The organism is Fundidesulfovibrio sp. YSD1, assembly GCF_055397115.1.
In genome coordinates, this window is the sequence record NZ_AP043666.1 from 877577 (window position 1) to 899836 (window position 22260).

At 66.1% G+C, this 22260-nt stretch carries 20 protein-coding genes and 5 tRNA genes; 5 read left to right on the forward strand and 20 right to left on the reverse strand.

What is annotated here, in order from left to right; translation table 11 throughout:
* Positions 1 to 23: 23 nt before the first annotated feature.
* The 20 genes from rpoB to ACZ5V4_RS04280 form a co-directional block, all read right to left on the reverse strand.
* Positions 24 to 4124, reverse strand: coding sequence for a DNA-directed RNA polymerase subunit beta (rpoB, locus tag ACZ5V4_RS04185; protein ID WP_464316918.1), 4101 nt, complete (start codon positions 4122 to 4124; stop codon positions 24 to 26).
* A 231-nt stretch (positions 4125 to 4355) separates the two neighbouring features.
* A complete protein-coding gene (gene rplL, locus ACZ5V4_RS04190) occupies positions 4356 to 4748 on the reverse strand; it encodes a 50S ribosomal protein L7/L12 (protein ID WP_464316919.1) in 393 nt (130 codons plus the stop codon).
* Between the two features lie 28 nt (positions 4749 to 4776).
* Positions 4777 to 5301, reverse strand: a complete 525-nt coding sequence (rplJ, locus tag ACZ5V4_RS04195; protein WP_464316920.1) for a 50S ribosomal protein L10 — start codon at positions 5299 to 5301, stop codon at positions 4777 to 4779.
* A 119-nt stretch (positions 5302 to 5420) separates the two neighbouring features.
* A complete protein-coding gene (gene rplA / locus ACZ5V4_RS04200) occupies positions 5421 to 6128 on the reverse strand; it encodes a 50S ribosomal protein L1 (RefSeq protein ID WP_464316921.1) in 708 nt (235 codons plus the stop codon).
* A gap of 15 nt (positions 6129 to 6143) precedes the next feature.
* Positions 6144 to 6569, reverse strand: a complete 426-nt coding sequence (rplK, locus tag ACZ5V4_RS04205; protein ID WP_464316922.1) for a 50S ribosomal protein L11 — start codon at positions 6567 to 6569, stop codon at positions 6144 to 6146.
* 45 nt (positions 6570 to 6614) lie between these two features.
* Positions 6615 to 7187: a transcription termination/antitermination protein NusG gene (gene nusG, locus ACZ5V4_RS04210; protein ID WP_464316923.1), complete on the reverse strand. Its 573-nt coding sequence runs from the start codon at positions 7185 to 7187 to the stop codon at positions 6615 to 6617.
* Complete coding sequence (secE, locus tag ACZ5V4_RS04215) at positions 7184 to 7441, reverse strand: preprotein translocase subunit SecE (protein ID WP_464316924.1); 258 nt, start codon at positions 7439 to 7441, stop codon at positions 7184 to 7186. Before secE ends, nusG begins: the two co-directional genes overlap by 4 nt.
* A gap of 18 nt (positions 7442 to 7459) precedes the next feature.
* Positions 7460 to 7535 (reverse strand) — tRNA-Trp (locus ACZ5V4_RS04220).
* A 16-nt stretch (positions 7536 to 7551) separates the two neighbouring features.
* A complete protein-coding gene (gene rpmG / locus ACZ5V4_RS04225; RefSeq protein WP_027191949.1) occupies positions 7552 to 7701 on the reverse strand; it encodes a 50S ribosomal protein L33 in 150 nt (49 codons plus the stop codon).
* A 4-nt stretch (positions 7702 to 7705) separates the two neighbouring features.
* The gene (gene tuf / locus ACZ5V4_RS04230; RefSeq protein ID WP_464316925.1) at positions 7706 to 8899 is read right to left on the reverse strand and encodes an elongation factor Tu; all 1194 of its coding nucleotides are present in this window, start codon (positions 8897 to 8899) and stop codon (positions 7706 to 7708) included.
* Positions 8900 to 8964: 65 nt separating this feature from the next.
* Positions 8965 to 9040 (reverse strand) — tRNA-Thr (locus ACZ5V4_RS04235).
* A 33-nt stretch (positions 9041 to 9073) separates the two neighbouring features.
* Positions 9074 to 9150, reverse strand: a tRNA-Gly gene (locus ACZ5V4_RS04240).
* A gap of 56 nt (positions 9151 to 9206) precedes the next feature.
* Positions 9207 to 9292: transfer RNA gene (locus ACZ5V4_RS04245), tRNA-Tyr, on the reverse strand.
* 11 nt (positions 9293 to 9303) lie between these two features.
* A tRNA-Thr gene (locus tag ACZ5V4_RS04250) sits at positions 9304 to 9379 on the reverse strand.
* 180 nt (positions 9380 to 9559) lie between these two features.
* Entirely contained in the window at positions 9560 to 11011 is a 1452-nt protein-coding gene (locus tag ACZ5V4_RS04255) for a mannose-1-phosphate guanylyltransferase/mannose-6-phosphate isomerase (RefSeq protein WP_464316926.1), read from the reverse strand.
* A gap of 21 nt (positions 11012 to 11032) precedes the next feature.
* Positions 11033 to 11590, reverse strand: coding sequence for a dTDP-4-dehydrorhamnose 3,5-epimerase (gene rfbC / locus ACZ5V4_RS04260; RefSeq protein WP_464316927.1), 558 nt, complete (start codon positions 11588 to 11590; stop codon positions 11033 to 11035).
* Between the two features lie 88 nt (positions 11591 to 11678).
* Positions 11679 to 12563: a lipoyl synthase gene (lipA, locus tag ACZ5V4_RS04265; protein ID WP_464316928.1), complete on the reverse strand. Its 885-nt coding sequence runs from the start codon at positions 12561 to 12563 to the stop codon at positions 11679 to 11681.
* A complete protein-coding gene (gene lipB / locus ACZ5V4_RS04270; RefSeq protein ID WP_464316929.1) occupies positions 12523 to 13164 on the reverse strand; it encodes a lipoyl(octanoyl) transferase LipB in 642 nt (213 codons plus the stop codon). The genes lipA and lipB overlap by 41 nt, the downstream gene beginning before the upstream one ends.
* Positions 13164 to 14321: a small ribosomal subunit Rsm22 family protein gene (locus tag ACZ5V4_RS04275; protein ID WP_464316930.1), complete on the reverse strand. Its 1158-nt coding sequence runs from the start codon at positions 14319 to 14321 to the stop codon at positions 13164 to 13166. Before ACZ5V4_RS04275 ends, lipB begins: the two co-directional genes overlap by 1 nt.
* The gene (locus ACZ5V4_RS04280; RefSeq protein ID WP_464316931.1) at positions 14314 to 15852 is read right to left on the reverse strand and encodes an ASKHA domain-containing protein; all 1539 of its coding nucleotides are present in this window, start codon (positions 15850 to 15852) and stop codon (positions 14314 to 14316) included. The genes ACZ5V4_RS04275 and ACZ5V4_RS04280 overlap by 8 nt, the downstream gene beginning before the upstream one ends.
* A gap of 433 nt (positions 15853 to 16285) precedes the next feature.
* On the opposite strand from ACZ5V4_RS04280, the gene ACZ5V4_RS04285 reads away from it, so the two are divergent.
* The 5 genes from ACZ5V4_RS04285 to ACZ5V4_RS04305 all read left to right on the forward strand — a co-directional run bounded on the left by ACZ5V4_RS04285 (position 16286) and on the right by ACZ5V4_RS04305 (position 21953).
* Positions 16286 to 16927 (forward strand): C40 family peptidase, encoded by a 642-nt coding sequence (locus ACZ5V4_RS04285; RefSeq protein WP_464316932.1) that lies wholly within the window; start codon positions 16286 to 16288, stop codon positions 16925 to 16927.
* Positions 16928 to 17034: 107 nt separating this feature from the next.
* Positions 17035 to 18030: a hypothetical protein gene (locus ACZ5V4_RS04290; protein ID WP_464316933.1), complete on the forward strand. Its 996-nt coding sequence runs from the start codon at positions 17035 to 17037 to the stop codon at positions 18028 to 18030.
* A gap of 20 nt (positions 18031 to 18050) precedes the next feature.
* Complete coding sequence (locus ACZ5V4_RS04295) at positions 18051 to 19199, forward strand: sensor histidine kinase (RefSeq protein ID WP_464316934.1); 1149 nt, start codon at positions 18051 to 18053, stop codon at positions 19197 to 19199.
* A 71-nt stretch (positions 19200 to 19270) separates the two neighbouring features.
* Positions 19271 to 20812: a sialidase family protein gene (locus ACZ5V4_RS04300; RefSeq protein ID WP_464316935.1), complete on the forward strand. Its 1542-nt coding sequence runs from the start codon at positions 19271 to 19273 to the stop codon at positions 20810 to 20812.
* Between the two features lie 13 nt (positions 20813 to 20825).
* On the forward strand, positions 20826 to 21953 hold the full coding sequence (locus tag ACZ5V4_RS04305; protein ID WP_464316936.1) for an acyltransferase family protein: 1128 nt from the start codon (positions 20826 to 20828) through the stop codon (positions 21951 to 21953).
* Positions 21954 to 22260: the final 307 nt, after the last annotated feature.

A 22260-nucleotide genomic window follows, 5' to 3' on the forward strand; every position in this document is an offset into this window, starting at 1 on the left:
TCTACTAATCTATGTCGAACCGCCTAGCGTCGGGCGGCTTTAACCTTCTTCTCTTCCTGGAGCAGATCCACGTCCAGGCCCAGGCTCATGAGCTCCTTGACCAGAACGTTGAAGGATTCGGGCAGCCCCGCCTCCAGGAAGTTGTCGCCCTTGACGATCTTCTCGTACATCTTCACGCGCCCGCCCACGTCGTCGGACTTGACCGTGAGGAACTCCTGCAGGAGGTACGAGGCGCCGTAGGCCTCGAGCGCCCACACTTCCATCTCGCCCAAGCGCTGGCCGCCGAACTGGGCCTTGCCGCCCAGGGGCTGCTGCGTCACCAGCGAGTATGGGCCCGTGGAGCGGGCGTGGATCTTCTCGTCCACCAGGTGGTGCAGCTTCAGCATGTACATGATGCCCACGGTGACCGTGCGGTGGAACGGCTCTCCGGTGCGGCCGTCGTAGAGCACGGCCTTGCCGTCCTCGGGGAGCCCGGCCTTGGTGAGCCAGCCCCAGATCTCCTCCTCGGACGCGCCGTCGAAGACCGGGGTCTTGCACACGATGCCGCTTCGGAGCTTCTTCACGGCGGCCACGAACTCGTCGTCGTCCATCTCGTCCACGAGCCTGGCGGTCCAGGACGACTCGAAGGTCGCCTTGACCTGCTCGCGCAGGTCCTTGGTGTGCAGGCCCTGCTCCACCATGGAGGACAGCTGGGTGCCCAGTTCCTTGGCGGCCCACCCGAGGTGGGTCTCCATGATCTGGCCTATGTTCATGCGCGAGGGCACGCCCAGGGGGTTCAGCACGATGTCCATGGGGGTGCCGTCGGAGAAGAAGGGCATGTCCTCGGCGGGCAGGATGCAGGACACGACGCCCTTGTTGCCGTGGCGGCCGGCCATCTTGTCGCCCACCTGGAGCTTGCGCTTCACGGCCACGTAGACCTTGACCATCTTGATCACGCCCGGGGGCAGGTCGTCGCCTTCCACGGCCTTGCCGCGCTTGGACTCGTACACGTCGCGCACGAACTGCACCTGGCGGTCGTAGCTCTCCAGGATGTCGGCGATCTGCTCGTTGATCTCTCGCGAGACGAACAGGTTGGCCAGCTTCTTCACCGGCAGGGTGTCGAAGATCTCGGCCTTGACCGGGTGCCCGGCTTCCACCAGGACCTCGCCCTTCTTCTTGCCCATGAGCGTCTGCCCGATGGACTTGCCCTGGGCGAACTCCCAGATCTTGGCCCGGGTCTGGGCGGTGATGCCAGCGATGTGCTGGCCTTCCTTGGTGTCGATCTTGGCCAGCTCGAAGTCCTCGATCTGGCGGGTGCGCTCGTCCTTCTCGCCGGAGCGGCGGTTGAACACGCGCACGTCGATGACCGTGCCCTCGATGCCCGGCGGCACCTTGAGGGAGGTGTTCTTCACGTCGCGGGCCTTGTCGCCGAAGATGGCGCGCAGGAGCTTCTCCTCGGGGGTGAGCTGCGTCTCGCCCTTGGGCGTGATCTTGCCCACGAGGATGTCCTCGGGCTTCACCTTGGCGCCGATGCGGATGATGCCGCAGTCGTCGAGGTTCTTGAGCATCTCCTCGCCGACGTTGGGGATGTCCCGGGTGATCTCCTCGGGCCCGAGCTTGGTGTCGCGGGCCACCACCTCGAACTCCTCGATGTGCATGGAGGTGAAGACGTCTTCCTTAACCACGCGCTCGGAGATGAGGATGGAGTCCTCGAAGTTGTAGCCGCACCAGGGCATGAACGCGACCAGCAGGTTCTTGCCCAGGGCCAGCTCGCCGTCGCGGATGCCCGGGCCGTCCGCCAGCACGTCGCCCTTCTTCACCTTCTGGTTCACCAGCACGCGGGGCTGCTGGCCGAAGCAGGTGTTCTGGTTGGACTTGTGGAACTTGAGGAGCTCATACGCCTTGACCCCGCCCGATTCCGGGGAGGCCCCGCCCAGGTAGCGCACGATGATGCGCTCGGCGTCGGCGTACTCGACCACTCCGTCGTTCTCGGCCAGCAGGCACGAGCCCGAATCCTGGGCCACGGCGCCTTCCATGCCCGTGCCCACCAGGGGCTGCTCGCAACGCAGGAGCGGCACGGCCTGGCGCTGCATGTTGGAGCCCATGAGCGCGCGGTTGGCGTCGTCGTGCTCCAGGAAGGGGATCAGCGCGGCCGAGACGGACACGATCTGGCCCGGGGACACGTCCATGAGCGTGACCTGCTCCACGGGGATGATCAGCTGGTCGCCCCTGATGCGGCCCGAAACGAACGGGGTGGTGAAGCGGTTTCCGGCGTCCAGCGGAGTGCTGGCGGCCGCGACCACCTCGTCGATCTCGCGGGAGGCGTCCATGTAGACCACCTCGTCCGTGACCTGCCCGTCCTTGACCACCAGGTAGGGGGTCTCGATGAAGCCGAAGTCGTTGACCTTGGCGTAGGTGGTCAAGGACACGATCAGGCCGATGTTCGGGCCTTCAGGCGTCTCGATGGGGCAGATGCGGCCGTAGTGCGAGGTGTGCACGTCGCGCACCTCGAAGCCAGCGCGCTCGCGGGTCAGGCCGCCGGGGCCGAGGGCCGAGAGGCGGCGCTTGTGGGTGACCTCGGAGAGCGGGTTGGTCTGGTCCATGAACTGCGACAGCTGGGAGGTTCCGAAGAACTCCTTGAGGACCGCGGCCACCGGCTTGGGGTTGATCAGGTCGTGGGGCATGAGCGTGGCCACTTCCTGCAGGCTCATGCGCTCCTTGATGGCGCGCTCCATGCGCACCAGGCCGATGCGGTACTGGTTCTCGACCAGCTCGCCCACGGGGCGCACGCGGCGGTTGCCCAGGTGGTCGATGTCGTCGGCCGGGCCGTGGGAGTCCTTCAGGAAGACCAGGTGCTTCACGGCCTTCAGGATGTCCTCGTTGGAGAGGGTCCTGAAGTCCAGGGGCTCGCTCACGCGCAGGCGCGAGTTCAGCTTGTAGCGGCCCACGGGGGAGAGGTCGTAGTAGTCCGGGTTGCGGAAGAGGTTCTCGAAGAAGTTGGCCGCGATCTCCGGGGTCGGGGGCGAGCTCGGGCGCAGGCGGCGGTAGATCTCCACCTGGGCGGCGGAGAGGTCCGCGGTCTTGTCGAGCAGCAGGGTGTCGCGCACGGAGCTTGAGACGTCCATGCCCTTGGTGAACAAGGTGGGGATGGTCTCCACGCCCTGCTCGCGCAGGCGCTCGAGAAGGGCCTCGGTGATCTCGTCGCCGGGCTCGGCGATGACCTCGCCGGTGTTCTTGTCCACGAACTCCTGGGAGACGAAGAGCCCGAGCACCGACGCGGGGTCGACGTCGATGCGGCTGATCCCGGCCTCCTGCATGAGGCGCCAGGCGCGCTTGGTGATGGGCTTGTCCACGGTGACGATGGCCTTGCCGTCGGGGCCGATCACGTCCGCCCAGGCCTTCTCCTTGCGGTAGAACTGCGGCTGGACCTCGCGGGAGAGCTTCTCACCGGAAAGGTAGTAGTGCTCGATGTCGTAGAAATATGCCAGAATATCGGACTTGGACATCCCCATGGCCTTGAGCAGGATGGTGGCCGGCATCTTCCTGCGGCGGTCGATGCGGACGTAGAGGATGTCCTTGTGGTCGAAGTCGAAGTCGAGCCAGGAGCCGCGCATGGGGATGATGCGGCAGGAATAGAGCACCTTGCGGGAGGTGTGCGTCTTTCCGGAGTCGTGCTCGAAGATGATGCCCGGGGAGCGCTGGAGCTGGTTGACGATGACGCGCTCGGTCCCGTTGATGATGAAGGTTCCCTTCTCGGTCATCAGGGGCACGGTGCCGAAGTAGATCACCTGCTCCTTGATGTCGCGGATAGTGCGGTTCTCGGTCTCCTCGTCCACGTCGTAAACGACCAGACGGACCTTGATGCGCAGCGGGGCCTCGAAGGTCAGGCCCTTGGAGATGCACTCCGGGACGTCGTATTTGGGTTCGCCGATCTCGTAGTTGACGTACTCGAGGCTGGCTGTCTTGTTGAAATCCTCGATGGGGAAGACGGAGCGGAAAACGCCCTCGAGCCCGGCGTCGGCGCGGGAAGCGGGCGGAATGTCGCGCTGCAGGAAGAGCTCGTAGGAGTCCACCTGCAGGTTGAGGAGATGGGGGATGGTGACGGAGTCGTCGACCTTGCCGAAACTCTTGATCAGCTGGGCCATTGTTCCCTCGAAGAGAAGTTGTGTTGATCCGCCGCAGCTTCCGGCGGCCTTCACGTTGGTTTCCCGGGCATTGCCGGGCTGGCCTGGGCCTCTTCGCCCTGATTTCGACCTATATGCTAACCTGCCAAAATCATTGAAGATTTGCAGGATTGTAAGAGAAAGCACAAAAGAGCGCACTCCCCCCTTGCGGGGGGTGCGCTCTTTCGTGGCGTTTTGGTTATATTAACCAGACTACTTGATTTCGCAAGTGGCTCCGGCTTCCTCGAGCTGCTTTTTGGCGTCCTCGGCGTCGGCCTTGGACACGGCTTCCTTGATGGTGGAGGGCAGGGTGTCCACCTTGTCCTTGGCTTCCTTCAGGCCCAGGCCGGTGAGGGCGCGGACGACCTTGATGACGTTGATCTTGTTGCCGCCGGAGCCGGTGAGGATGACGTCGAACTCGGTCTTTTCCTCGACCTCGGCAGCGGCCTCGCCAGCACCGGCCATGGCCATCATGGGCATGGCGGCCACGGGGGCGGCGGCGGAGACGCCGAACTTCTCCTCGAGCTCCTTGATGAACTCGGACAGCTCAAGAACGGTCATGTTGGCGATGAAGTCGACAACTTGCTCTTTGGTGATCTCGGACATTTAGTCTTCTCCTTCAGTACGCTTTGGCTTAAGCGGCTTCTTTTTTCTCTTTCAGGGCCGTCAGCACGTTGAGCATGCCGCGGGGCACATTGGCCAGCAGGGACACGAAGCTCGTGGGCACCGCGTTCATGGTGCCGAGCAGCTGGGCAAGCAGCTGGGGCTTGCTGGGCATGGTGGACAGGGCCTTGATGCCGTTCTCGTCGATCACCTTCCCCTGCAGGCAGGCGAAGCGGATGACGAACTTCTTGTTGGCCTTGGCGTAGTCCACCAGAGCCTTTGCGGCGGCCACCGGGTCATCATACCCGAAGGCGACGGCGCACTGCTCCTTGAAGCGGTCCTTGATGGTGTCGTGCGGGCTGTCGGTCAGCGCGATTCGGGCCAGGGTGTTTTTGACCACCTGGTAGTCAACTCCTTGTTCGCGGAGTTTGACACGCAGGGCGGTCACTTCTTCCACCGTCAAGCCCTTGAAATCGGTGACCACGGCAATGCTCGCACGTACGGCCCGATCCTTGAGTTTCTCAATGATCTCGGCTTTCTGTTCGCGAGTTTGCAAGGTCGGCCTCCTCCAGGGTTATAGGTGGAAGCAAGCCAAAGCGACTGTCTCGGCGGGAAATTAAGGGGAACGGCCCCACCCGCTTTCTTTGACTTACTTCCGGATGTTCTGTCAGGCTGTTAGCCTTCCAGGAATTTCTTCACCGTGACGGGGTCCACCTTGAAGCCGGGGCCCATGGTGGTGGCCACGGCCATGGCCTTCAGGTAGGTGCCCTTGGCCGCGCTGGGCTTCAGGCGGATCACGGTGTCGAGCAGGGCCTTCAAGTTCTCGAGGATCTTGTCCAGGCCGAAGCTCTTCTTGCCCAGGGGGGCGTGCAGCACGCCGGCCTTGTCGACCTTGAACTCCACGCGGCCGGCCTTGAGCTCCTTGACCGCATCGGTGACGTTCATGGTCACGGTGCCGGTCTTGGCGTTGGGCATGAGGCCGCGGGGGCCGAGCACGCGGCCGATCTTGCCGACCAGGGCCATCATGTCCGGGGTGGCGACGGCCTTGTCGAAGTCGAGCATGCCGCCCTGGATCTGCTCGACCAGGTCCTCGGCGCCGACGATGTCGGCTCCGGCGGCCTTGGCCTCGGCGACCTTGTCGCCCTTGCAGAACACGGCCACGCGGATGGTCTTGCCCAGGCCGTGCGGCAGGGTGACGGCGCCGCGCACCATCTGGTCGGAATACTTGGGATCGACGCCAAGGCAGACGGCCACGTCAACGGTCTCGTCGAACTTGGCGGGTCCGGCCTGGAGGGCCATCTTCACGGCCTCGGGGAGATCGTACTTGGTGGTACGGTCGACACCTTCGACGGCGGAGCGGTATTTCTTTCCGTGTTTGGGCATGGCGGTAATTCCTTATTAGCTCACCACGTCCAGACCCATGCTGCGGGCCGTACCCATGATGGTATTCATGGCGGCGTCCAGGTCTTTGGCGGTCATATCCTGCATCTTGAGCTTGGCGATCTCTTCGATCTGGGCCTTGGTCACCTTGCCGACCTTGTTCTTGTTGGGCTCGCCCGAGCCCTTCTCCACCTTGGCGGCCTTGATCAGCAGCACGGAGGCGGGCGGCGTCTTGGTGATGAAGCTGAAGGAGCGGTCGGCGTACACGGTGATGACCACGGGGATGGTCATGCCGATTTGGTCCTGCGTCTTGGCGTTGTAGGCCTTGCAGAACTCCATGATGTTGACGCCGTGCTGGCCCAGCGCCGGGCCCACCGGAGGCGAGGGGTTGGCCTTGCCGGCCGGGAGCTGCAGCTTGATTTTGGCGACTTCCTTCTTAGCCATTGTAGTGTCGTCCTTTGATCGGTCAACGGATCTTTGGGGATCCGCCTAGTTTTTGGTCACCTGAACGAAATCGAGCTCGACGGGGGTCTGGCGGCCGAAGATGGACACGGAGACCTTGAGCTTGCCCTTGTCGTAGTTCACGTCCTCAACAAGGGCGTTGAACCCGCCGAACGGGCCGTCGATGACCCGGACCTCGTCCCCGCGATCGAAATTGAACTTGGGACGGGGCTGTTCCTGCCGGCTCTCCATCATGGAAAGCACGCGCTCGGCTTCGGAATCGCGCATAGGGGTCGGCCTGTTCTTGCCGCCGACGAACCCGGTGACGCGGGGAATCTCCTGGATCAGGTGCCACGACTTGTCGTGCATGACCATCTTGATCATCACGTAGCCAGGGTAGAATTTCCGGGTGGAGGTCCTCTTTTCGCCCTTGACCAGCTCGATAACCTTTTCGGTGGGCACCACGACTTCCTCGATGGCGCCTTCGTCCTGACCCGTGCGCATCATCTCGCGGATCGTCTGCTCCACCCGGTTCTCGAAGCCCGAGTAGGTGTGGACGATGAACCAGCGAGCCCTGGAAGAGCCCTCCGGAAGAGTGGTGTCGGTCACGTTTTCGGTCATGACAAGATGAGCTGCATCAAATGTGAAAGGCCAAGATCCACGGCGCCCAGGAAGATGGTCATCACCACCACCAGGACGAGCACGGCCACGGAGGTGACCATGGTCTCCCTGCGGGTCGGCCAGGTGACCTTCTTGATCTCCACTTTGGAAAGTTCGAGGAATTCCTTGAACTCCTCGACCTTGCCTTTCACCGATGAGGCGGCGGAAGTTTCGACCTCCGCCGCATCGCCGGATTTAATCTTCTTCGTGGCCATTTGTGCCTACCAGAAATATGGCAGGGCAGGAGGGATTCGAACCCACAACCCTCGGATTTGGAGTCCGATGCTCTGCCGTTGGAGCTACTGCCCTGCGTTATACGGCCCGGTTATTTCGCCTCGCGGTGAACGGTATGCCTCTTGTCCCAGGGGCAGTACTTCTTCACTTCGAGACGGCCGGTCGTATTCTTCTTGTTCTTTTCAGTCGCGTAGTTCTTGCGCTTGCACTCGGTGCACTGCAAGATGATGTTCAGCCGCATGGTGTTACTCCGTGATCTCGGTCACGACGCCCGCGCCGACGGTGCGGCCGCCTTCGCGGATGGCGAAGCGGAGGCCGGTCTCCATGGCGATGGGGGCGATGAGCTCGACGTTGAAGGTGGCGTTGTCGCCGGGCATGACCATTTCAACGCCCTCGTTCAGCGTGACCACGCCGGTCACGTCGGTGGTGCGGAAATAGAACTGCGGGCGGTAACCCGAGAAGAACGGCGTGTGACGGCCGCCCTCTTCCTTGTTCAGGACGTACACCTCGGCCTTGAACTTCTTGTGCGGGGTGATCGAACCCGGCTTGGCCAGAACCTGGCCGCGCTCCACGTCCTCGCGCTTCACGCCGCGGAGCAGCACGCCCACGTTGTCGCCGGCCTGGCCCTGGTCCAGAAGCTTGCGGAACATCTCGACGCCCGTGCAGGTGGTCTTCGTGGTCGCCTTGATGCCCACGATCTCCACTTCCTCGCCAACCTTCACGGTGCCGCGCTCCACACGCCCGGTCACCACGGTGCCGCGGCCGGAGATCGAGAACACGTCCTCGATGGGCATCAGGAAGGGCTTGTCGATGTCGCGCTGCGGCTCGGGGAAGTAGGAGTCGCAAGCGTCCAGCAGCTCGTAGATCGGAGCGGCGTCGGCGCTCTTCGGGTCGTCGGACTCAAGGCCCTTCAGGGCCGAGCCCTTGATCACCGGGATGTCGTCGCCGGGGTAGCCGTACTTGGTCAGCAGCTCGCGCACTTCCAGCTCGACCAGCTCCAGGAGCTCAGGGTCGTCGACCAGGTCGACCTTGTTCAGGAACACCACCAGGTGCGGCACGCCGACCTGACGCGCAAGCAGGATGTGCTCACGGGTCTGGGGCATGGGGCCGTCCGTGGCCGCGACCACCAGGATCGCGCCGTCCATCTGGGCCGCGCCCGTGATCATGTTCTTGATGTAGTCGGCGTGGCCGGGGCAGTCCACGTGGGCGTAGTGGCGGGTGGCCGTCTGGTATTCCACGTGCGCGGTCGCGATCGTGATGCCGCGCTCCTTCTCTTCGGGAGCCTTGTCGATCTGGTCGAACGCCACGTAATCGCCGTAACCCCGCAGAGACGAAAGCTTCGTGATCGCGGCGGTCAGCGTGGTCTTGCCGTGGTCGATGTGACCGATGGTGCCGATGTTGACGTGCGGCTTGTTGCGCTCGAATTTGGCCTTACCCATGGTAATCCCCCTAGTGGTCGTTCTTTCTTGTGGCTGCCGCCAGCGAGTTTTTAATAGAAATTATATGGAGCCCACGACCGGAATTGAACCGGTGACCTCTTCCTTACCAAGGAAGTGCTCTACCTACTGAGCTACGTGGGCCTTCTTTAGAAGCGAGGCCGGAGGGATGCGACGTGGAGCGGGAAACGGGACTCGAACCCGCAACCCTCAGCTTGGAAGGCTGATGCTCTAGCCAATTGAGCTATTCCCGCGTCATATCCGCAGTCCGAGCGACGTTTTACGTCTCCTGCGCTTCTCGCATTATCAGTGGTGGTGGGGGGTGGATTTGAACCACCGAAGGCTGACGCCGACAGATTTACAGTCTGTTCCCTTTGGCCACTCGGGAACCCCACCTTTATATCCCCTGGAGCTGGCGAAGGGACTTGAACCCGCAACCGGCTGATTACAAATCAGCTGCTCTACCAGTTGAGCTACGCCAGCGCCAAGACGGCGAGCTTTAGCTCAATCTCCATTGGCTTGCAAGGGTTATTTTTTTGCCCTCGCGGGAAACTTCCAAACTCAAAGAGCGACGGGCTAACTGACAGAGGATGCCCCGCTTGTCAAGCGTCCGCCACGGAACCCGCGCATTTTTCTCGCGCAATTTTAGGAAAGCGCCCTCCCCTAGCACTGCTCCGCGTCGTGCCCGCCCCCGGCCTTGCGACCGTAGACGTCCTCGAAGCGCACGATGTCGTCCTCCTCCAGGTACGGCCCGGTCTGGATCTCAATGATCTCCACCGGCACCTTGCCCGGGTTGGAGAGCCTGTGCGTGGCCGTCTTGGGGATGTCCACGGACTGGTTCTCGGTCAGGAGCATCTCCTTGTCGTTCACCTGCACCAGGGCCGTGCCCGAGACCACCACCCAGTGCTCGGAGCGGTGGTGGTGCATCTGGAGCGACAGCTTGCCCCCGGCCGGGACCTCGATGCGCTTGATCTTGTAGTGCGGCCCTTCCTCGAGCACGGTGTAGCTGCCCCAGGGCCTGCGCACGGTGACGTGCGCGTTGACCAGCTGGCTGCCCTGCTTTTTCAGCGCGGCCACCACGTCCTTGACGCGCTGGGACTTCCCGCGCGGGCAGATGAGCGTGGCGTCGCGCGTCTGGACCACGATCATGTCCTCGATGCCCACGCAGGCGAGCTTGCCCCCGTGGGAGATGAGCAGGTTGTCCCGGCAGTCCAGGGACAGAACGTCGCCCTGCACGGCGTTGCCCGAGGCGTCCTTGCCGCCCATGCGGTAGATGGCCTCCCAGTTGCCCAGGTCGTCCCAGGCGAAGCGCGCCTCCACCACGGCCAGCCTGTCCATCTTCTCCACCACGGCGTAGTCCACCGAGATGTCCGGGAGCTTGTGGTAGCCGAGCGCCAGGGGCGTCTCCCCGCGCTCGTCCCACCACTCCCGGAACACGGGCTGGAAGCGGGCCACGGCATCCAGGAAGGCTGCGGCCGAAAAGACGAACATGCCGCTGTTCCAGTAATACTCGCCGCTCTCCAGGTAGGACTGGGCCGTGGCTGCGTCGGGCTTCTCCACGAAGGAGCGCACGTCGAACGCGCCCGGGCCGAGGGGCTCGCCCTTGCGGATGTAGCCGTAGCCCGTCTCGGGCTTGGAGGGCTTGATGCCGAACGTCACGAGCCTGCCGTCGCGCGCCAGGGGCAGGGCCTCGGACAGGGTCTCCAGCCAGGCCCCGTTGGATTCGATCAGGTGGTCGGACGGGAAGACGGCCACCAGGGCCTCGGGATCGCGGGCCGTGATCTTGTCCAGGGCGAGCATGATGGCGGGCAGGGTGTTTCTGCCCATGGGCTCGGCCAGCGCCCCGGCCTCCAGGTTGGGGTCGACCTCGCGCAACTGGCCGCGCACCTCGTAGACGTGCTCCTCGTTGGTCACCACCCAGACGCTGGCCGGGTCGAAGGCCTCCAGGGCGCGGGTCACGGTGCGCTTGAGGAGCGTCTGCCCGCCGTCCAGCGAAAGGAGCTGCTTGGGCAGGAGCGTGCGCGAGAGCGGCCAGAGCCTGGTGCCGGAGCCGCCGGCCAGGATAATCGCGTGGCAGGCGGCGAAACGATTCTTCTTGTCTGCCTGATCGGGCATGAGCGGGGCCTCGCTTGCGTGTCAGCCCTCGAAGACGAAGGGCGAGGTGAAGTCCTTGAAGAAGCCGAGCCTGGAATCCTTGGGCGAGAGCACCGGGTCGGCGACGCCCCAGTCGATGGCCAGGTCCGGGTCGTTCCAGATGATGCCGCTGTCGTTGTCCGGGGCGTAGTAGTCGTCCACCTTGTAGAGAAACTCCACCTCGTCGGTGAGCGTCAGGTAGCCGTGGGCGAAGCCCTTGGGCACGAGCAGCTGCAGGAAATTGCTCTCGGAGAGCACGAAGGAGCGCCACTGCCCGTAGGTGGGCGAGCCCGCCCGCAGGTCCACCACCACGTCCAGCACCTCGCCCCTGGTCACGCGCACGAGCTTGGTCTGGGCGCGCGGCGGGGTCTGGAAGTGCAGGCCGCGCAGCACGTGGCGCGTCTTGGACAGGGCGTGGTTGTCCTGGATGAAGTCGATCTTCAGGCCCTGCTCCTGGAAGGCGGCCTGCTTGTAGCTCTCCATGAAGAAGCCCCGGTCGTCCTTGATGACCCTGGGGGCGAAAAGAAGAAGACCCGGAATGCCGGTGTCCTGAAAGCCCACGTCGTACCTCCTGGCGGCGGATGTGAAACTGCCGCCGTGTATCCTATAGATTGCGTCACGGCAACCGCGCGGCCCGGCCGGGCGGAAGCTACCCGATCAGGCTGCCCGCGTCGTGGCTGGAGCGCACCAGCGGGCCGCAGTACATCCTGGCGATGCCGAGAGAGCGCCCGAGCTCCGCGATCTCCTCGAACTCCTCGGGCGGCACGTAGCGCGCCACGGGCAGGTTGCGCCGCGAGGGGCGCAGGTACTGGCCCACGGTGACGATGTCGCAGCCCACCCCATGCAGGTCTTCGAGCACCCGCGTTATCTGCTCGCGCGTCTCGCCCAGGCCCAGCATGATCCCGCTCTTGGTCAGCGCGGTCGGAGCCGCCCCCTTGGCGCGCCCGAGAAGCTCGAGGCTTCTTTCGTAGCGGGCCTGGGGCCTGACCGTGGAATAGAGCGCGGGCACGGTCTCGAGATTGTGGTTGAACACGGCCGGGCCCGCGTCCAGCACGGTCCGCAGGGCCTCCGCGCTGCCCTGGAAATCCGGGACGAGCACCTCGACCGAGGCCCCGGGCAGGGCCTCGCGAACGGCGCGAACCGTGGCCGCGAACTGCCCCGCCCCGCCGTCGCCCAGGTCGTCTCGCGTGACGGAGGTGATCACCGCGTGGCGCAGCGCGAGCTTCGCCGCGGCCTGGGCCACGCGGGCGGGCTCGCCCGGGTCCACGGGCAGCGGCTGGCCCGGGGTGATGTTGCAGAAGCCGCAGCCGCGCGTGCACACGCCGCCGAGGATCAAAAACGTGGCCACGCCCTTGCCGAAGCACTCGAAGATGTTCGGGCAGCGCGCTTGGCGGCAGACCGTGTGCAGGTCCTGCCCGGCCACCACCTTCGCGGTGGCCGCGAAGGCGCCGTCCCTGGGCAGGCTGACCCTGAGCCAGGGGGGCAGGCGCGGGCTATCGTCCCGCGAGGGACAGGAAGGCTTGGACGAGGACATCCTTCATTCTCCCCATGTCGGCGAACGCCGGGTCGAGACCCAGGCGCTCGAGCTCCCGGGCAGCGGAGGTCATCTCCACCCCGGGCAGGCCGCAGGCGGTTATGGTGGAAAAAAGCGACAGGTCCGGCCCCACGTTCAGCGCCAGCCCGTGGTAGCTCACCCAGCGGCGCACGCCCACGCCGACGCTGGCGATCTTGCGCGGCCCGGTCCAGACCCCGGGCCTGCCCGGGAAACGCCCGGCCTGGACGCCGAAGCTGGCCAGGGCGTCGATGGCAGTCTGCTCGATCATGTGGAAGAAGCCCTTGAGCCCGCCGGGCCTGCGCGAAAGGCGCATCACCGGGTAGAGCACGGCCTGGCCCGGAAAGTGGCAGGTCACGCTGCCGCCCCTGGCGGCCTTGGCCACGTCCACCCCGCGCGCCTCCAACTCGCCCGGGGGCAGTCCCAGGAAGGCCTCGCCGCCGTGGCGGCCGAAGGTGACCACAGGCGTGTGCTCGAGTACGAACAGGCGCTCCTCGCCGCCCTCCAGCACCTCGTCCACCGCCTTTTCCTGAAGGGCCAGGGCCTCGGCGTAGGAGACGAGCCCCAGGTCCGTGACGCGCATCAGGGCTGCCCCTTCACCGGGGTGAGCCAGAGCTCGCTCTTCGGGTCGCGCCGGGTGGGCGCGGGCAGGTCGGCCTGCACGGCCGCGCCGGGCACGACCCCCCTGGGCGCGGCCGGGAAGGTGAAGAGCCTGAGCCCGCCCTCGCCGCAGGCGTAGACGCCCAACCCGTCGGGCAGGGTGAAGCGGTGCGACACCAGCCGCCAAGCGTCCGGGGCGTGGGCGTGCTCCCCCGCGAGCATGGAGAGGAAGCTCAGGCTCACGCGGTCCTTTTCCAGGCCGGCCAGCTTGGAGAGCCCGGTGAGCCAGCCGGGTGCGCCCTCGGCCGGGAAAACGAAGTGGCACCAGGAGCGCCAGCGCGGCGCGAGCATGGGGCACGGCCCGGCGTGCGTGCAGGGCGAAAGCGGGGAGAAGCCCTCCTCCATGAACGCTTCGCGCAGCCTGGAGAGGAGTTTCCCCCCCAGGCGCGTGCCCGGCTCCACCAGGAACACGCGCCCGCCCTCGGCCACGCGCGACCCGATCAGTTCGCCCGCGCGCTCCATCGCCTCGTGCCCCTCCTCCCCCCTGCCGCGCACCAGTTCGTTCAAGGCGTTGGCGGCCATCACCGTGTGGAAGGGCCCCTCGGGAGCCTTGTGCGCCGGGGCCTGCACGGTCTCGACGTCCCAGGCCTTGGCGGCCTCGCCCGCCATGGCCTCGAAGAGCGCGCGCCCGGCGCGCAGGGCCTGGCCGGTCTGGTCCACGCAGACGAAGCGCAACCTGCGGGAACGCAGGTGCGGGCGGCTCATCCACAGGGCCTGGACCATGGTCAGGGGTCCCGCGCCCAGGTCCAGTACCTCGGCGCCGTCCGGCAGGTCGAAATCGAGCCCGGTGAAGAGCCTGGAGAGCCGGTAGAGGTTCCAGGGCAGGAAATAATGAAGGTAGGCCGAGAGGCTGGCCGGGTCCGAGAGGTAGTTGACCTTGGGGCCCGGGCCGCGCTCGGCGGTGAGGGCCAGGGAGAGGCGCTTCACGTCCTCGTGCAGGCCCGCGCGGTGGCGGGGCTTGAGCGGGTGGGCCGCGTTCAGCACGTCCCGGTAGGAGGCGAGCGCCTGGGCCAGGTCGGCCCCGGGGCGGGGAAAAAGGGGCGTGGCCTTGCGGATGGTCCCGGTCTTTGCCTCAGACATGGGTGAACCTCATGGATTCTATGTATATTTTCTGAAATTCCGGTTTCAGGGCAACTTCCACCAGGCCCGTGCGTTGGCCGAGCCCGGCGAGCCAGGACCGGGCCTCGCCGCTGCGCGCGGCCAGGCAGGCTCCCGCGAGCGAGGTGTTGCCCACGGCGCGCACGCGCGCGGCCCCTCCCGGCGGGAAAAATCCGAGCGCTTCCAGGTCGGCCGGACGCACGTGCGAGCCCATCGCCCCGGCCAGGAGCACCCCGGCAAGCGCCGTGAAGCCGAGCCCGGCCTCGGCCAGCAAGAGCTTCACGGCCACGCCGAAGGCCGCCTTGACCTTGAGCACCGCCTCCACGTCCGAGGCGTACAGGCGCGCGCCGCCGAGGTCCAGGCGGGGCTCGCCGCCGGAGTGGTCAACCCCTGCCAGCAGGCGCGCGGCCAGGGGTGACGCGGGAGCCTTGGCGAAGCGGCCGTCGCGCCCGAGCGCCCCGAGCGTCACGAGCCTGGCCAGGAGGCTCGCGTAGCCCGTGCCGGAGACGCCCCGCACGGGTCCTTCCCCTCCCTCGTAGAGGCGCGGCGTGAGCCCGAGCGGGGAGGCCTCGAAGGCCACGGCCGCGCCGGGCCCGGCGATCATGCCCGAGGCCATGCCCACGCCCTCGAGCGCGGGCCCCATGGGCACGCTGGCCAGGAGGAACCGGCCGTCCGGCAGGGCCAGGGCGAATTCGCCGTTGGTGCCCAGGTCAGCCAGCAGGTAGGGCCGTTCGGGGGGGGCGGGGCCGCCGAGCTCCAGCCAGGCGAGCCCGGCGCTCACGTCGCCGCCCACGAAGGGCGCGGGAAGCGGCGGGATGTAGACCTCGGGAAGCTCCCCGTCAAGGCGCGCGAAACCGCCCCCGGGCCAGTCCACGCGGTAGGGCGCGGCCGAGAGCCCGGAAACGTCCAGCCCCAGGGCCAGGCAGGTCATGGCCGTGTTGCCCGCCAGGCAGATGCGCCCGGGCAGGCAGGGCAGCCCCGAAACGACGCGGCGCACGGCCCGGACCGCGCAGTCCCGCAGGCAGGCGGCCCCGCGAGGGCTCGCGGCCATGGCCAGGCGGGACATCACCTCGGAGCCAGCGCCGAGCTGCGGGTTGGGGAAGGCCCCGGAGAGCGTCGCGTCGACGTTCTCGAGGCGCCAGTGCACGGACGTGGTGCCCAGGTCGATGCCCAGCACGCCGTCGGGGCAGGCGGGGGGCAGGAGCTCGGGACCCGGCGCGGGCTCGCGCAACCGGGCTCCGACCACGCTTGCGGGCACCGGCGGCCTGCGGCAGGTCAGCCGCCAGCCCTTCTCGACGCGCCCAGGGGGCAGGATGGCGAGCTCCTCGGGCAGCGGGGGCGGCGCGCCGGACTCGAAGCGCGCCTGGCACAGCCCGCACCTGCCCGCCCCGGAGCAGAGGGCGCGGCCCCGGAAGGCCCCCTCCATGAAGAGGTGCTGCGCCAGGGTGAGCCCGGGTTCGATGGCGGCTTCGATCCTGCGCCCGTCCGGAGTGGCGATGGTGAAAGCGTTCATGCGGTTCGGCCGAGGATGCTCGCTCGGGGCGGCGCACGCAAGTTTTTTTGATCCTGGCCCCCTTTGGGCAAAACGAATATCTTCTATCATGATCGTAAAAATGCGCAACAAGGATAAGTCATTTCATTGTGGGGTATTAGCGGTTTCTCCACCAAAAATCCGAAAAACCCTGGACATTTTTTTCCCAAGCGGCTAGTCCTTCCTCGCAAGGACAAGCCCATTCGCGGGGCTCCCGGCCGGGTATCAACCCAACGCACGCCGCCCCCGCACCACGCGCCTCATCAAGCGGACCCTGTTTCCGGAAGGCGCGCTCCTGCACAAGGCCTGTCCGCAGTCTAAAATGAAGAGGACCATCACCATCGCCGTCCAAACGGCTTGCCGAGGCCTGATTGTTTGTTTCAACGGCCTAAAAAAACGAGGAGACGAGGAAGAGATGCTACGCACCACACCCCTTGCCCCCTGGATGACCGTACGCAACCTGTTTGTGATCGCCATCCTCCTGAGCACCACCGCCTGCGGTTCGAAACAGTATTCATCCCGACAGAACCTGGCTGAAAACCAGAAACCAGCCGACGAAATCACCGCGGCCTTCGAACCGACCTCCCCCTTCCTGCACTTCAACACCCCGAGCTACTGCACCCTTCCGGTTCCGGACGTGGTCGCGGGCACCAAGAACCCCTTCGAGTTCTCCGGGCTTTCCGGAACCCCCTCGCAGCAGCGCCTGACCGCCCTGGCCTTCAGCCAGATCGGCACGCTCTACCGCGCGGGCGGAGTGGAGCCGGCCACCGGGTTCGACTGCTCCGGATTCACCACCTGGGTCTACTCCAAGCTCGGCGTGAACCTTCCCCGCAGCTCGCGCGAGCAGTTCCAGGAGGGCAAGGTCATCGACAAGAGCCAGCTGCGCAAGGGCGACCTGGTCTTCTTCGGCAGCAAGAAGCGCATCACCCACGTGGGCATCTATCTTGAAGACAACAAATTCATCCACAGCTCGTCCAGCGGCGATACCGTGAAAATTTCAAGCCTGGACGACCCCACCTGGCTGCGCAAGTACACCGGAGCGCGCCGGGTCTTCTAGACCGCAACGGCATGGATCGATTCAGGGCGGGAGCGGCGAGCTCTCGCCCTTTTCTTTTTCCGGACCTTCGGCTAGATGGTTTTACATCTCATTCGACGGTTCACCACATGGCTTCCACGAAGAAAAGTCAGCAGAAGAAACGCACGCGTCAATTGGCGTCCTTCATCGCCGGGCTGGCGCTGCCCGTCTGCCTCGCCGCCGGGTGGCACGCGGCCTACGGCCAGCAGGATCCCTCGGGCGCGCTCGCCCGCCCCGCCTCGCTGGCCCTGCCCGCGGGCACGGCCTCAGCCTCCCCGCGCGAGGAGATCGCTTCCCTCAAGCCCGTGTTCGAGGAGCAGGTGCGAAAGCCCACGCTCAAGCGGCTCGAGCGCTCCATCAAGATGTGGGCCGCGTCCCCCAAGGTGGTCAAGGCGCTCGAAGCGCGCAGGGACCGCCTGACGAGCCTCCCCCAGTCCTACTACGAGCAAGCCCGCAAGGACGTGGCCGCGAGCATGGCCAAGGCGGGCAAGGGCTTCGAGGCCTCGCAGTTCTTCGTCTACGTGGACCGCAACCCGGCCGCGCAGTTCGTGCTCGTGGGCCTCTACGACGAGGCCGCCGGGCGCATCGAGTTCCTCGGGACGGACCTGATCTCCTCCGGCAACCTGGAAAAGGGCGGAGACTATTTCGAGACGCCGCTCGGCGTGTTCGAGAACCTGGTGGACAACTTCTCCTACCGCGCCCAGGGCACCCCCAACCAGGAGGGCTGGCGCGGCCTGGGAGCCAAGGATTCCCGCGTGTGGGACTTCGGCGACCAGCGGGGGATCAAGAAGTACAAGAACGGCACCACGCTCAGCCAGATGCGCCTGCTCATGCACTCCACCGACCCGGACAAGGGCGAGCCCCGCCTGGGGCGCATAGATTCCAAGGGGTGCATACGCATATCCCATGGACTCAATCGCTTTCTTGATACATACTCGATCCTGGACCGCAACTACGAGGAGTGGGCCCGAACGAAGCCGGATTCCTGGCTTTTGCGCAAGGACAGGGTCCCCTCGGCGTTCGCGGGGAAGTACCTCATCGTGGGCGACTCGTCGCTGCCGCTCCAGGCGAGCAACGCCAAGTAGCCCGCAAAGGAAATCCCGGGATGACTAGCACGGAAGAAGTCCGCGAGCTCGTTCCCTTCATGCGCGTCCTGTGCGTGGACGATGAACCGGCCATCCGCATGACCATCCAGGCGTATCTCCAGGACATGGGCCACCACGTCGAAACGGCCTCCAACGGGCGCGAGGCGTTGGAGTTGATCGAGAGCCGCGAGTACGACGCCGTGCTGCTCGACCTGGCAATGCCCGAACTCTCCGGACTCGACGTGCTCAAGCAGGTGGCGGTGTCCAGGCCTGGCCTGCCCTTGCTGGTGGTCTCCGGCACGGGCAACATCCGCGAGGTGATCATGGCCCTACGCCTGGGCGCCTGGGACTTCATCACCAAGCCCATGGAGGACATGGCCATTCTCATGCACGCGCTGGAAAAATCCGTGGAGCGCGCCCGGCTCATCAAGGAGAACCAGCAGCACCGCGAACGCCTGGAGGCCCTGGTGGCCCAGCGCACCCACGCCCTGCGCGAGGAGATCGCCGAGCGCAAGGTCATGGAGGAGGCGCTCCGGGCCTCTCTGCACGAGAAGGAGATCCTGCTCAAGGAAGTGCACCACCGGGTGAAGAACAACCTCCAGATCGTCTCCAGCCTGCTCTCTCTCCAGGCCCTGCGCTTCGAGGACGAGTTGGCCGCGCCCTTCCTGGACAGCCAGGCGCGCATCAGGGCCATGGCCCTGGTGCACGAGAAGCTCTACCGCGCCAAGGACTTGAGCCGCATCGACTTCTCCGCCTACCTGCGCCAGCTGGCGGTCTTCCTCATGCAGGCCTACACGCCCAAGGGCAAGAAGATCGCCTCGGACATCGACTGCGAGGAGTTCTTCCTGAGCGTGGACCTGGCCATCCCCTGCGGGCTGGTGCTCAACGAGTTGGTCACCAACAGCCTCAAACACGCCTTCAGGCACCTGGACGGGGGCCGCATCCGCATCGTGGCCAGCAGCTCGGACGGCATGGCCACCCTGGTCGTGGAGGACGACGGGGCCGGGCTGCCGCCAGGGTTCGACATGGACGCAGTGGACTCCCTGGGCCTGCAGCTGGTGGCCAACCTCACCCGGCAGCTCAAGGGCAGCATCCAGGCTTCCTCTCCGGGCAAGGGGACCCGCTTCACGCTGCGCTTCCCGGTCCACGCCGCGGACCAGGCGCACTGAGCCCGGCCAACCCTCCTGAAAATTTGACTTTGCGGCCCGCACAGGGCACTCAGGCTGCCAGGAGGGCGCACATGCCCAGCATTTCCGGCGACGCCTCCCGCCACGTGGTCATCGACCGCCGCGAGGGGCACTACCTCTGCTTTCCCGACGTCCGGCTGATCGGAAACGGGCGGCTTCTCTGCGTCTACCGCCAGTCCGACCAGCACGTGGCCGACCGCGCCGACCTGCTCTTCAGCACGAGCGACGACCTGGGCCGCACCTGGAGCCCGCCCGCCTACCTGCACGCGGGGATCGGCCACTGCCCCAGAATCACCCGCCTGGAGGACGGCCGGGTGCTCGTCATCGACGACCACTCCAAATGCCAGTTCTGGAGCCTGGACAACGCGGCGAGCTTCGCCGCCGCCCCGTACACGGGCGAAATCATGCCCCTGCCGGACAGGGTGCTGCCCATAAGGCCCGACCACTTCCTGACCACCGGCCACACCCACAGGGGCGAGGAGGTCCAGCCCAAGCTGCGCCAGGCCCCCACGGAGCAGATGGTCTACGCCTCGCACAGCCAGGGCGCTTCCTGGCGCGCCTACAGCGTCATGGCCCACGACCCCAACCTGGTGCTCTGCGAGGCCTCCATGGCCCGGATGCCGGACGGCTCCATCCTGGCGCTCATGCGCGAGAACTCTTTCGTGTTCGAGCCCATGTACTCAAGCGTCAGCCGCGACGCGGGCGCGAGCTGGTCCCTGCCCAGGCCCACGCCCATCGCCGGGCACAGGCCCACGCTCGGGCTCACGCCCACGGGAAAACTCCTGGTCACCTACCGCAACGTGGGCCTCGACGGCGGCACGGCCGCCTGGATGGGCACCATGGACGAGCTGGACCACGACTACGAGGTCCACGGCCTGCACCCCTCGCCGGACAACCCCACGCTCACGCCCGAAGGACTGCTCATCGAGAACGGGCCCGGCCTGGAGGCCGCCGTGCGCTACGCCCTGCGCCCCATGACCGACCCGGAGCGGGCCAGGGCGAGCCTCGAGGTGGAGCTCCTGGTGGAGGACGTCCAGGAAAAGGCCTGCGGTGTGCATTTCGCCGGGTGGTGGCGCTTTTTCCCGGACAAGGTGCTCCCTCCGGCGACGGACGCGGAGCCCATCCCGGTCACGCCCGGGGAGCCGCTCAGGCTGCGCTTCGACTATCGCCCCGGGGAGCTCGCGCTCACGGTCAACGGAGCCCCCGCCGGGACCTACCCGGCCGACCCGCGCAAGGCCGACACCCGGGCGGTGGTCATCGGCAACGCCTCGAAGCTCGAGGAGAACGGCGGAAGGCACATCTGGAAGTCGGCCTCGTACGCTGTCTCGGAACCCCGCTACGAGCGCGAATACTCCTGGCGCTGGGAGCACTCCCAGGGGCTGCCCGACACCTACGTGCTCTCGCGCGTGCTGGAGCTCGACAACGACCGCGAGGCCAATTCCGGAGACTACGGCTACTCGGGCTGGGACGCCCTGCCCGACGGACGCTACTTCTGCGCCTACCACCACGGCGGCTCCCGCGAGCCGGGCTACCGGCCCAGCCGGTCCAGCCACGTGCGCGGCGCATGGTTCGACGATTCGGATTTCACCCCCTAACACGTGAGGACTCATGAGCACCCAAGCCCCCGCGAAAAGGAAAACCCTGGGACAGATCGAGGTCATGCGCGTCGTGGCCATGACCGGCATCTTCCTCTACCACCTCTGGTCGGACGTGCCCAAGGCCGGCACCGAAAACCCCATGGGCCCGGCCTTCGGGGCCATCCTCGCGCAGGGCTGGATGGGCGTGATCCTCTTCAACATCGTCACGGGCTTCGTGCTCACCCTGCCCTTCGCCGGCCCCTCCGGGCGGCCCATGCCCGGCTACTTCACCTTCCTGCGCCACCGCTTCCTGCGCATCTGCCCCAACTACTACGTCGGGCTCATCTTCTGGACGCTGGTGGCCATCGTGCTGGGCAAGGCCGGGGCCAACCTGTTCTCGTCGTTCACGCAGCACCTCTTCTTCGTACACACGCTCAACCCGGGCGTGTTCTTCGACATCGTCCCGGCCTACTGGTGGATGGGCCTCCTGGCCCAGTTCTACCTGGCCTACCCCCTGCTCTGGCGCGTCTTCGAGAAGCTCGGCACCGGGCGCGGGGCCGTGGCCCTGGTGGGCGGTTGTTTCGGGCTCTGGGCGCTGCTCGAGGTCCTGGCCCAGGCCATGCCGGGTTCCTTCTTCGCCATGTGCAACTACCTCTTCTACTTCAACCTGCCCTACCGCCTGGGTGAATTCGCCCTGGGCATGTACCTGGCCCGGCTCTGGCGCGACCCGGCCGCCAACCCTGTGCTCGGCCAGGGGCTGAGCATCGGCGAGGCCTTCGGGCGCAAGCGCCTGGCCGCGTGGGCCGCGCTCATCGCCCTGACCCTGTGGGGCCTGGCCTTCGGCGTGCCCAAGTTCGTGCTGCTGGCCACGCACCTGTACTGGCTGGCCTGCGTCACCTGCGTGGGCTTCTTATTCTTCTTCTCCGACACCATGGACAGGCTGGGCACCTGGGGGCCCATCGCCAAGTTCGCGGCCATGTCCTACAGCATCTACCTGATGCACCAGCCCATCCTCGACTACCTGGCCGCTTGGCTCTCGCCCTCCATGGAGCCGTTTTCGGCCTTCCTGTTCCTCACCGGCGTGTGCGGGCTGCTCTCGGTGTGGGCGGCCATGGTCACGGACAAGATCGTGGCGCGCATCAACGAGAAGATCGGCTAGAAGCCGGTATGCCCCGAACGTGAAAAGGCCGCCCCGTCCGGGGCGGCCTTTTTTTGCGCTCTCGTAACTTGAGCGGGATTTCAGAGGGCGGCCCAAAAGGCGGCCGCAGGCTCGCAAGCCAGCCGTGGCCTGGGCTGCGCCCTCCAGCGAGTCCCGCACCCCGCATGCGGGCCGGAGTTTGTTTTGCAATATACGCGCCGTCAAGGACGTTCTTCGAAAGGCTCCCGCCAGAGGGCTTGAGGCCAAACTTGCCTGTTTTGGCCCCCGAAGGGCTTCCTGCGCCCTTCAACGCCCTCTAGCGGCATGA

What these genes read in the sequence shown, in the direction of transcription:
- rpoB (WP_464316918.1), bottom strand. Translation starts at nt 4,124, where the DNA reads ATGGCCCAGCTGATCAAGAGTTTCGGCAAGGTCGACGACTCCGTCACC.
- ACZ5V4_RS04290 (WP_464316933.1), top strand. Translation starts at nt 17,035, where the DNA reads ATGGCTTCCACGAAGAAAAGTCAGCAGAAGAAACGCACGCGTCAATTG.
- ACZ5V4_RS04300 (WP_464316935.1), top strand. Translation starts at nt 19,271, where the DNA reads ATGCCCAGCATTTCCGGCGACGCCTCCCGCCACGTGGTCATCGACCGC.
- nusG (WP_464316923.1), bottom strand. Translation starts at nt 7,187, where the DNA reads ATGACCGAAAACGTGACCGACACCACTCTTCCGGAGGGCTCTTCCAGG.
- rplL (WP_464316919.1), bottom strand. Translation starts at nt 4,748, where the DNA reads ATGTCCGAGATCACCAAAGAGCAAGTTGTCGACTTCATCGCCAACATG.
- ACZ5V4_RS04280 (WP_464316931.1), bottom strand. Translation starts at nt 15,852, where the DNA reads ATGAACGCTTTCACCATCGCCACTCCGGACGGGCGCAGGATCGAAGCC.
- secE (WP_464316924.1), bottom strand. Translation starts at nt 7,441, where the DNA reads ATGGCCACGAAGAAGATTAAATCCGGCGATGCGGCGGAGGTCGAAACT.
- ACZ5V4_RS04275 (WP_464316930.1), bottom strand. Translation starts at nt 14,321, where the DNA reads ATGTCTGAGGCAAAGACCGGGACCATCCGCAAGGCCACGCCCCTTTTT.
- rpmG (WP_027191949.1), bottom strand. Translation starts at nt 7,701, where the DNA reads ATGCGGCTGAACATCATCTTGCAGTGCACCGAGTGCAAGCGCAAGAAC.
- tuf (WP_464316925.1), bottom strand. Translation starts at nt 8,899, where the DNA reads ATGGGTAAGGCCAAATTCGAGCGCAACAAGCCGCACGTCAACATCGGC.
- lipB (WP_464316929.1), bottom strand. Translation starts at nt 13,164, where the DNA reads ATGCGCGTCACGGACCTGGGGCTCGTCTCCTACGCCGAGGCCCTGGCC.
- ACZ5V4_RS04255 (WP_464316926.1), bottom strand. Translation starts at nt 11,011, where the DNA reads ATGCCCGATCAGGCAGACAAGAAGAATCGTTTCGCCGCCTGCCACGCG.
- lipA (WP_464316928.1), bottom strand. Translation starts at nt 12,563, where the DNA reads ATGTCCTCGTCCAAGCCTTCCTGTCCCTCGCGGGACGATAGCCCGCGC.
- ACZ5V4_RS04295 (WP_464316934.1), top strand. Translation starts at nt 18,051, where the DNA reads ATGACTAGCACGGAAGAAGTCCGCGAGCTCGTTCCCTTCATGCGCGTC.
- rplA (WP_464316921.1), bottom strand. Translation starts at nt 6,128, where the DNA reads ATGCCCAAACACGGAAAGAAATACCGCTCCGCCGTCGAAGGTGTCGAC.
- ACZ5V4_RS04305 (WP_464316936.1), top strand. Translation starts at nt 20,826, where the DNA reads ATGAGCACCCAAGCCCCCGCGAAAAGGAAAACCCTGGGACAGATCGAG.
- rplK (WP_464316922.1), bottom strand. Translation starts at nt 6,569, where the DNA reads ATGGCTAAGAAGGAAGTCGCCAAAATCAAGCTGCAGCTCCCGGCCGGC.
- ACZ5V4_RS04285 (WP_464316932.1), top strand. Translation starts at nt 16,286, where the DNA reads ATGCTACGCACCACACCCCTTGCCCCCTGGATGACCGTACGCAACCTG.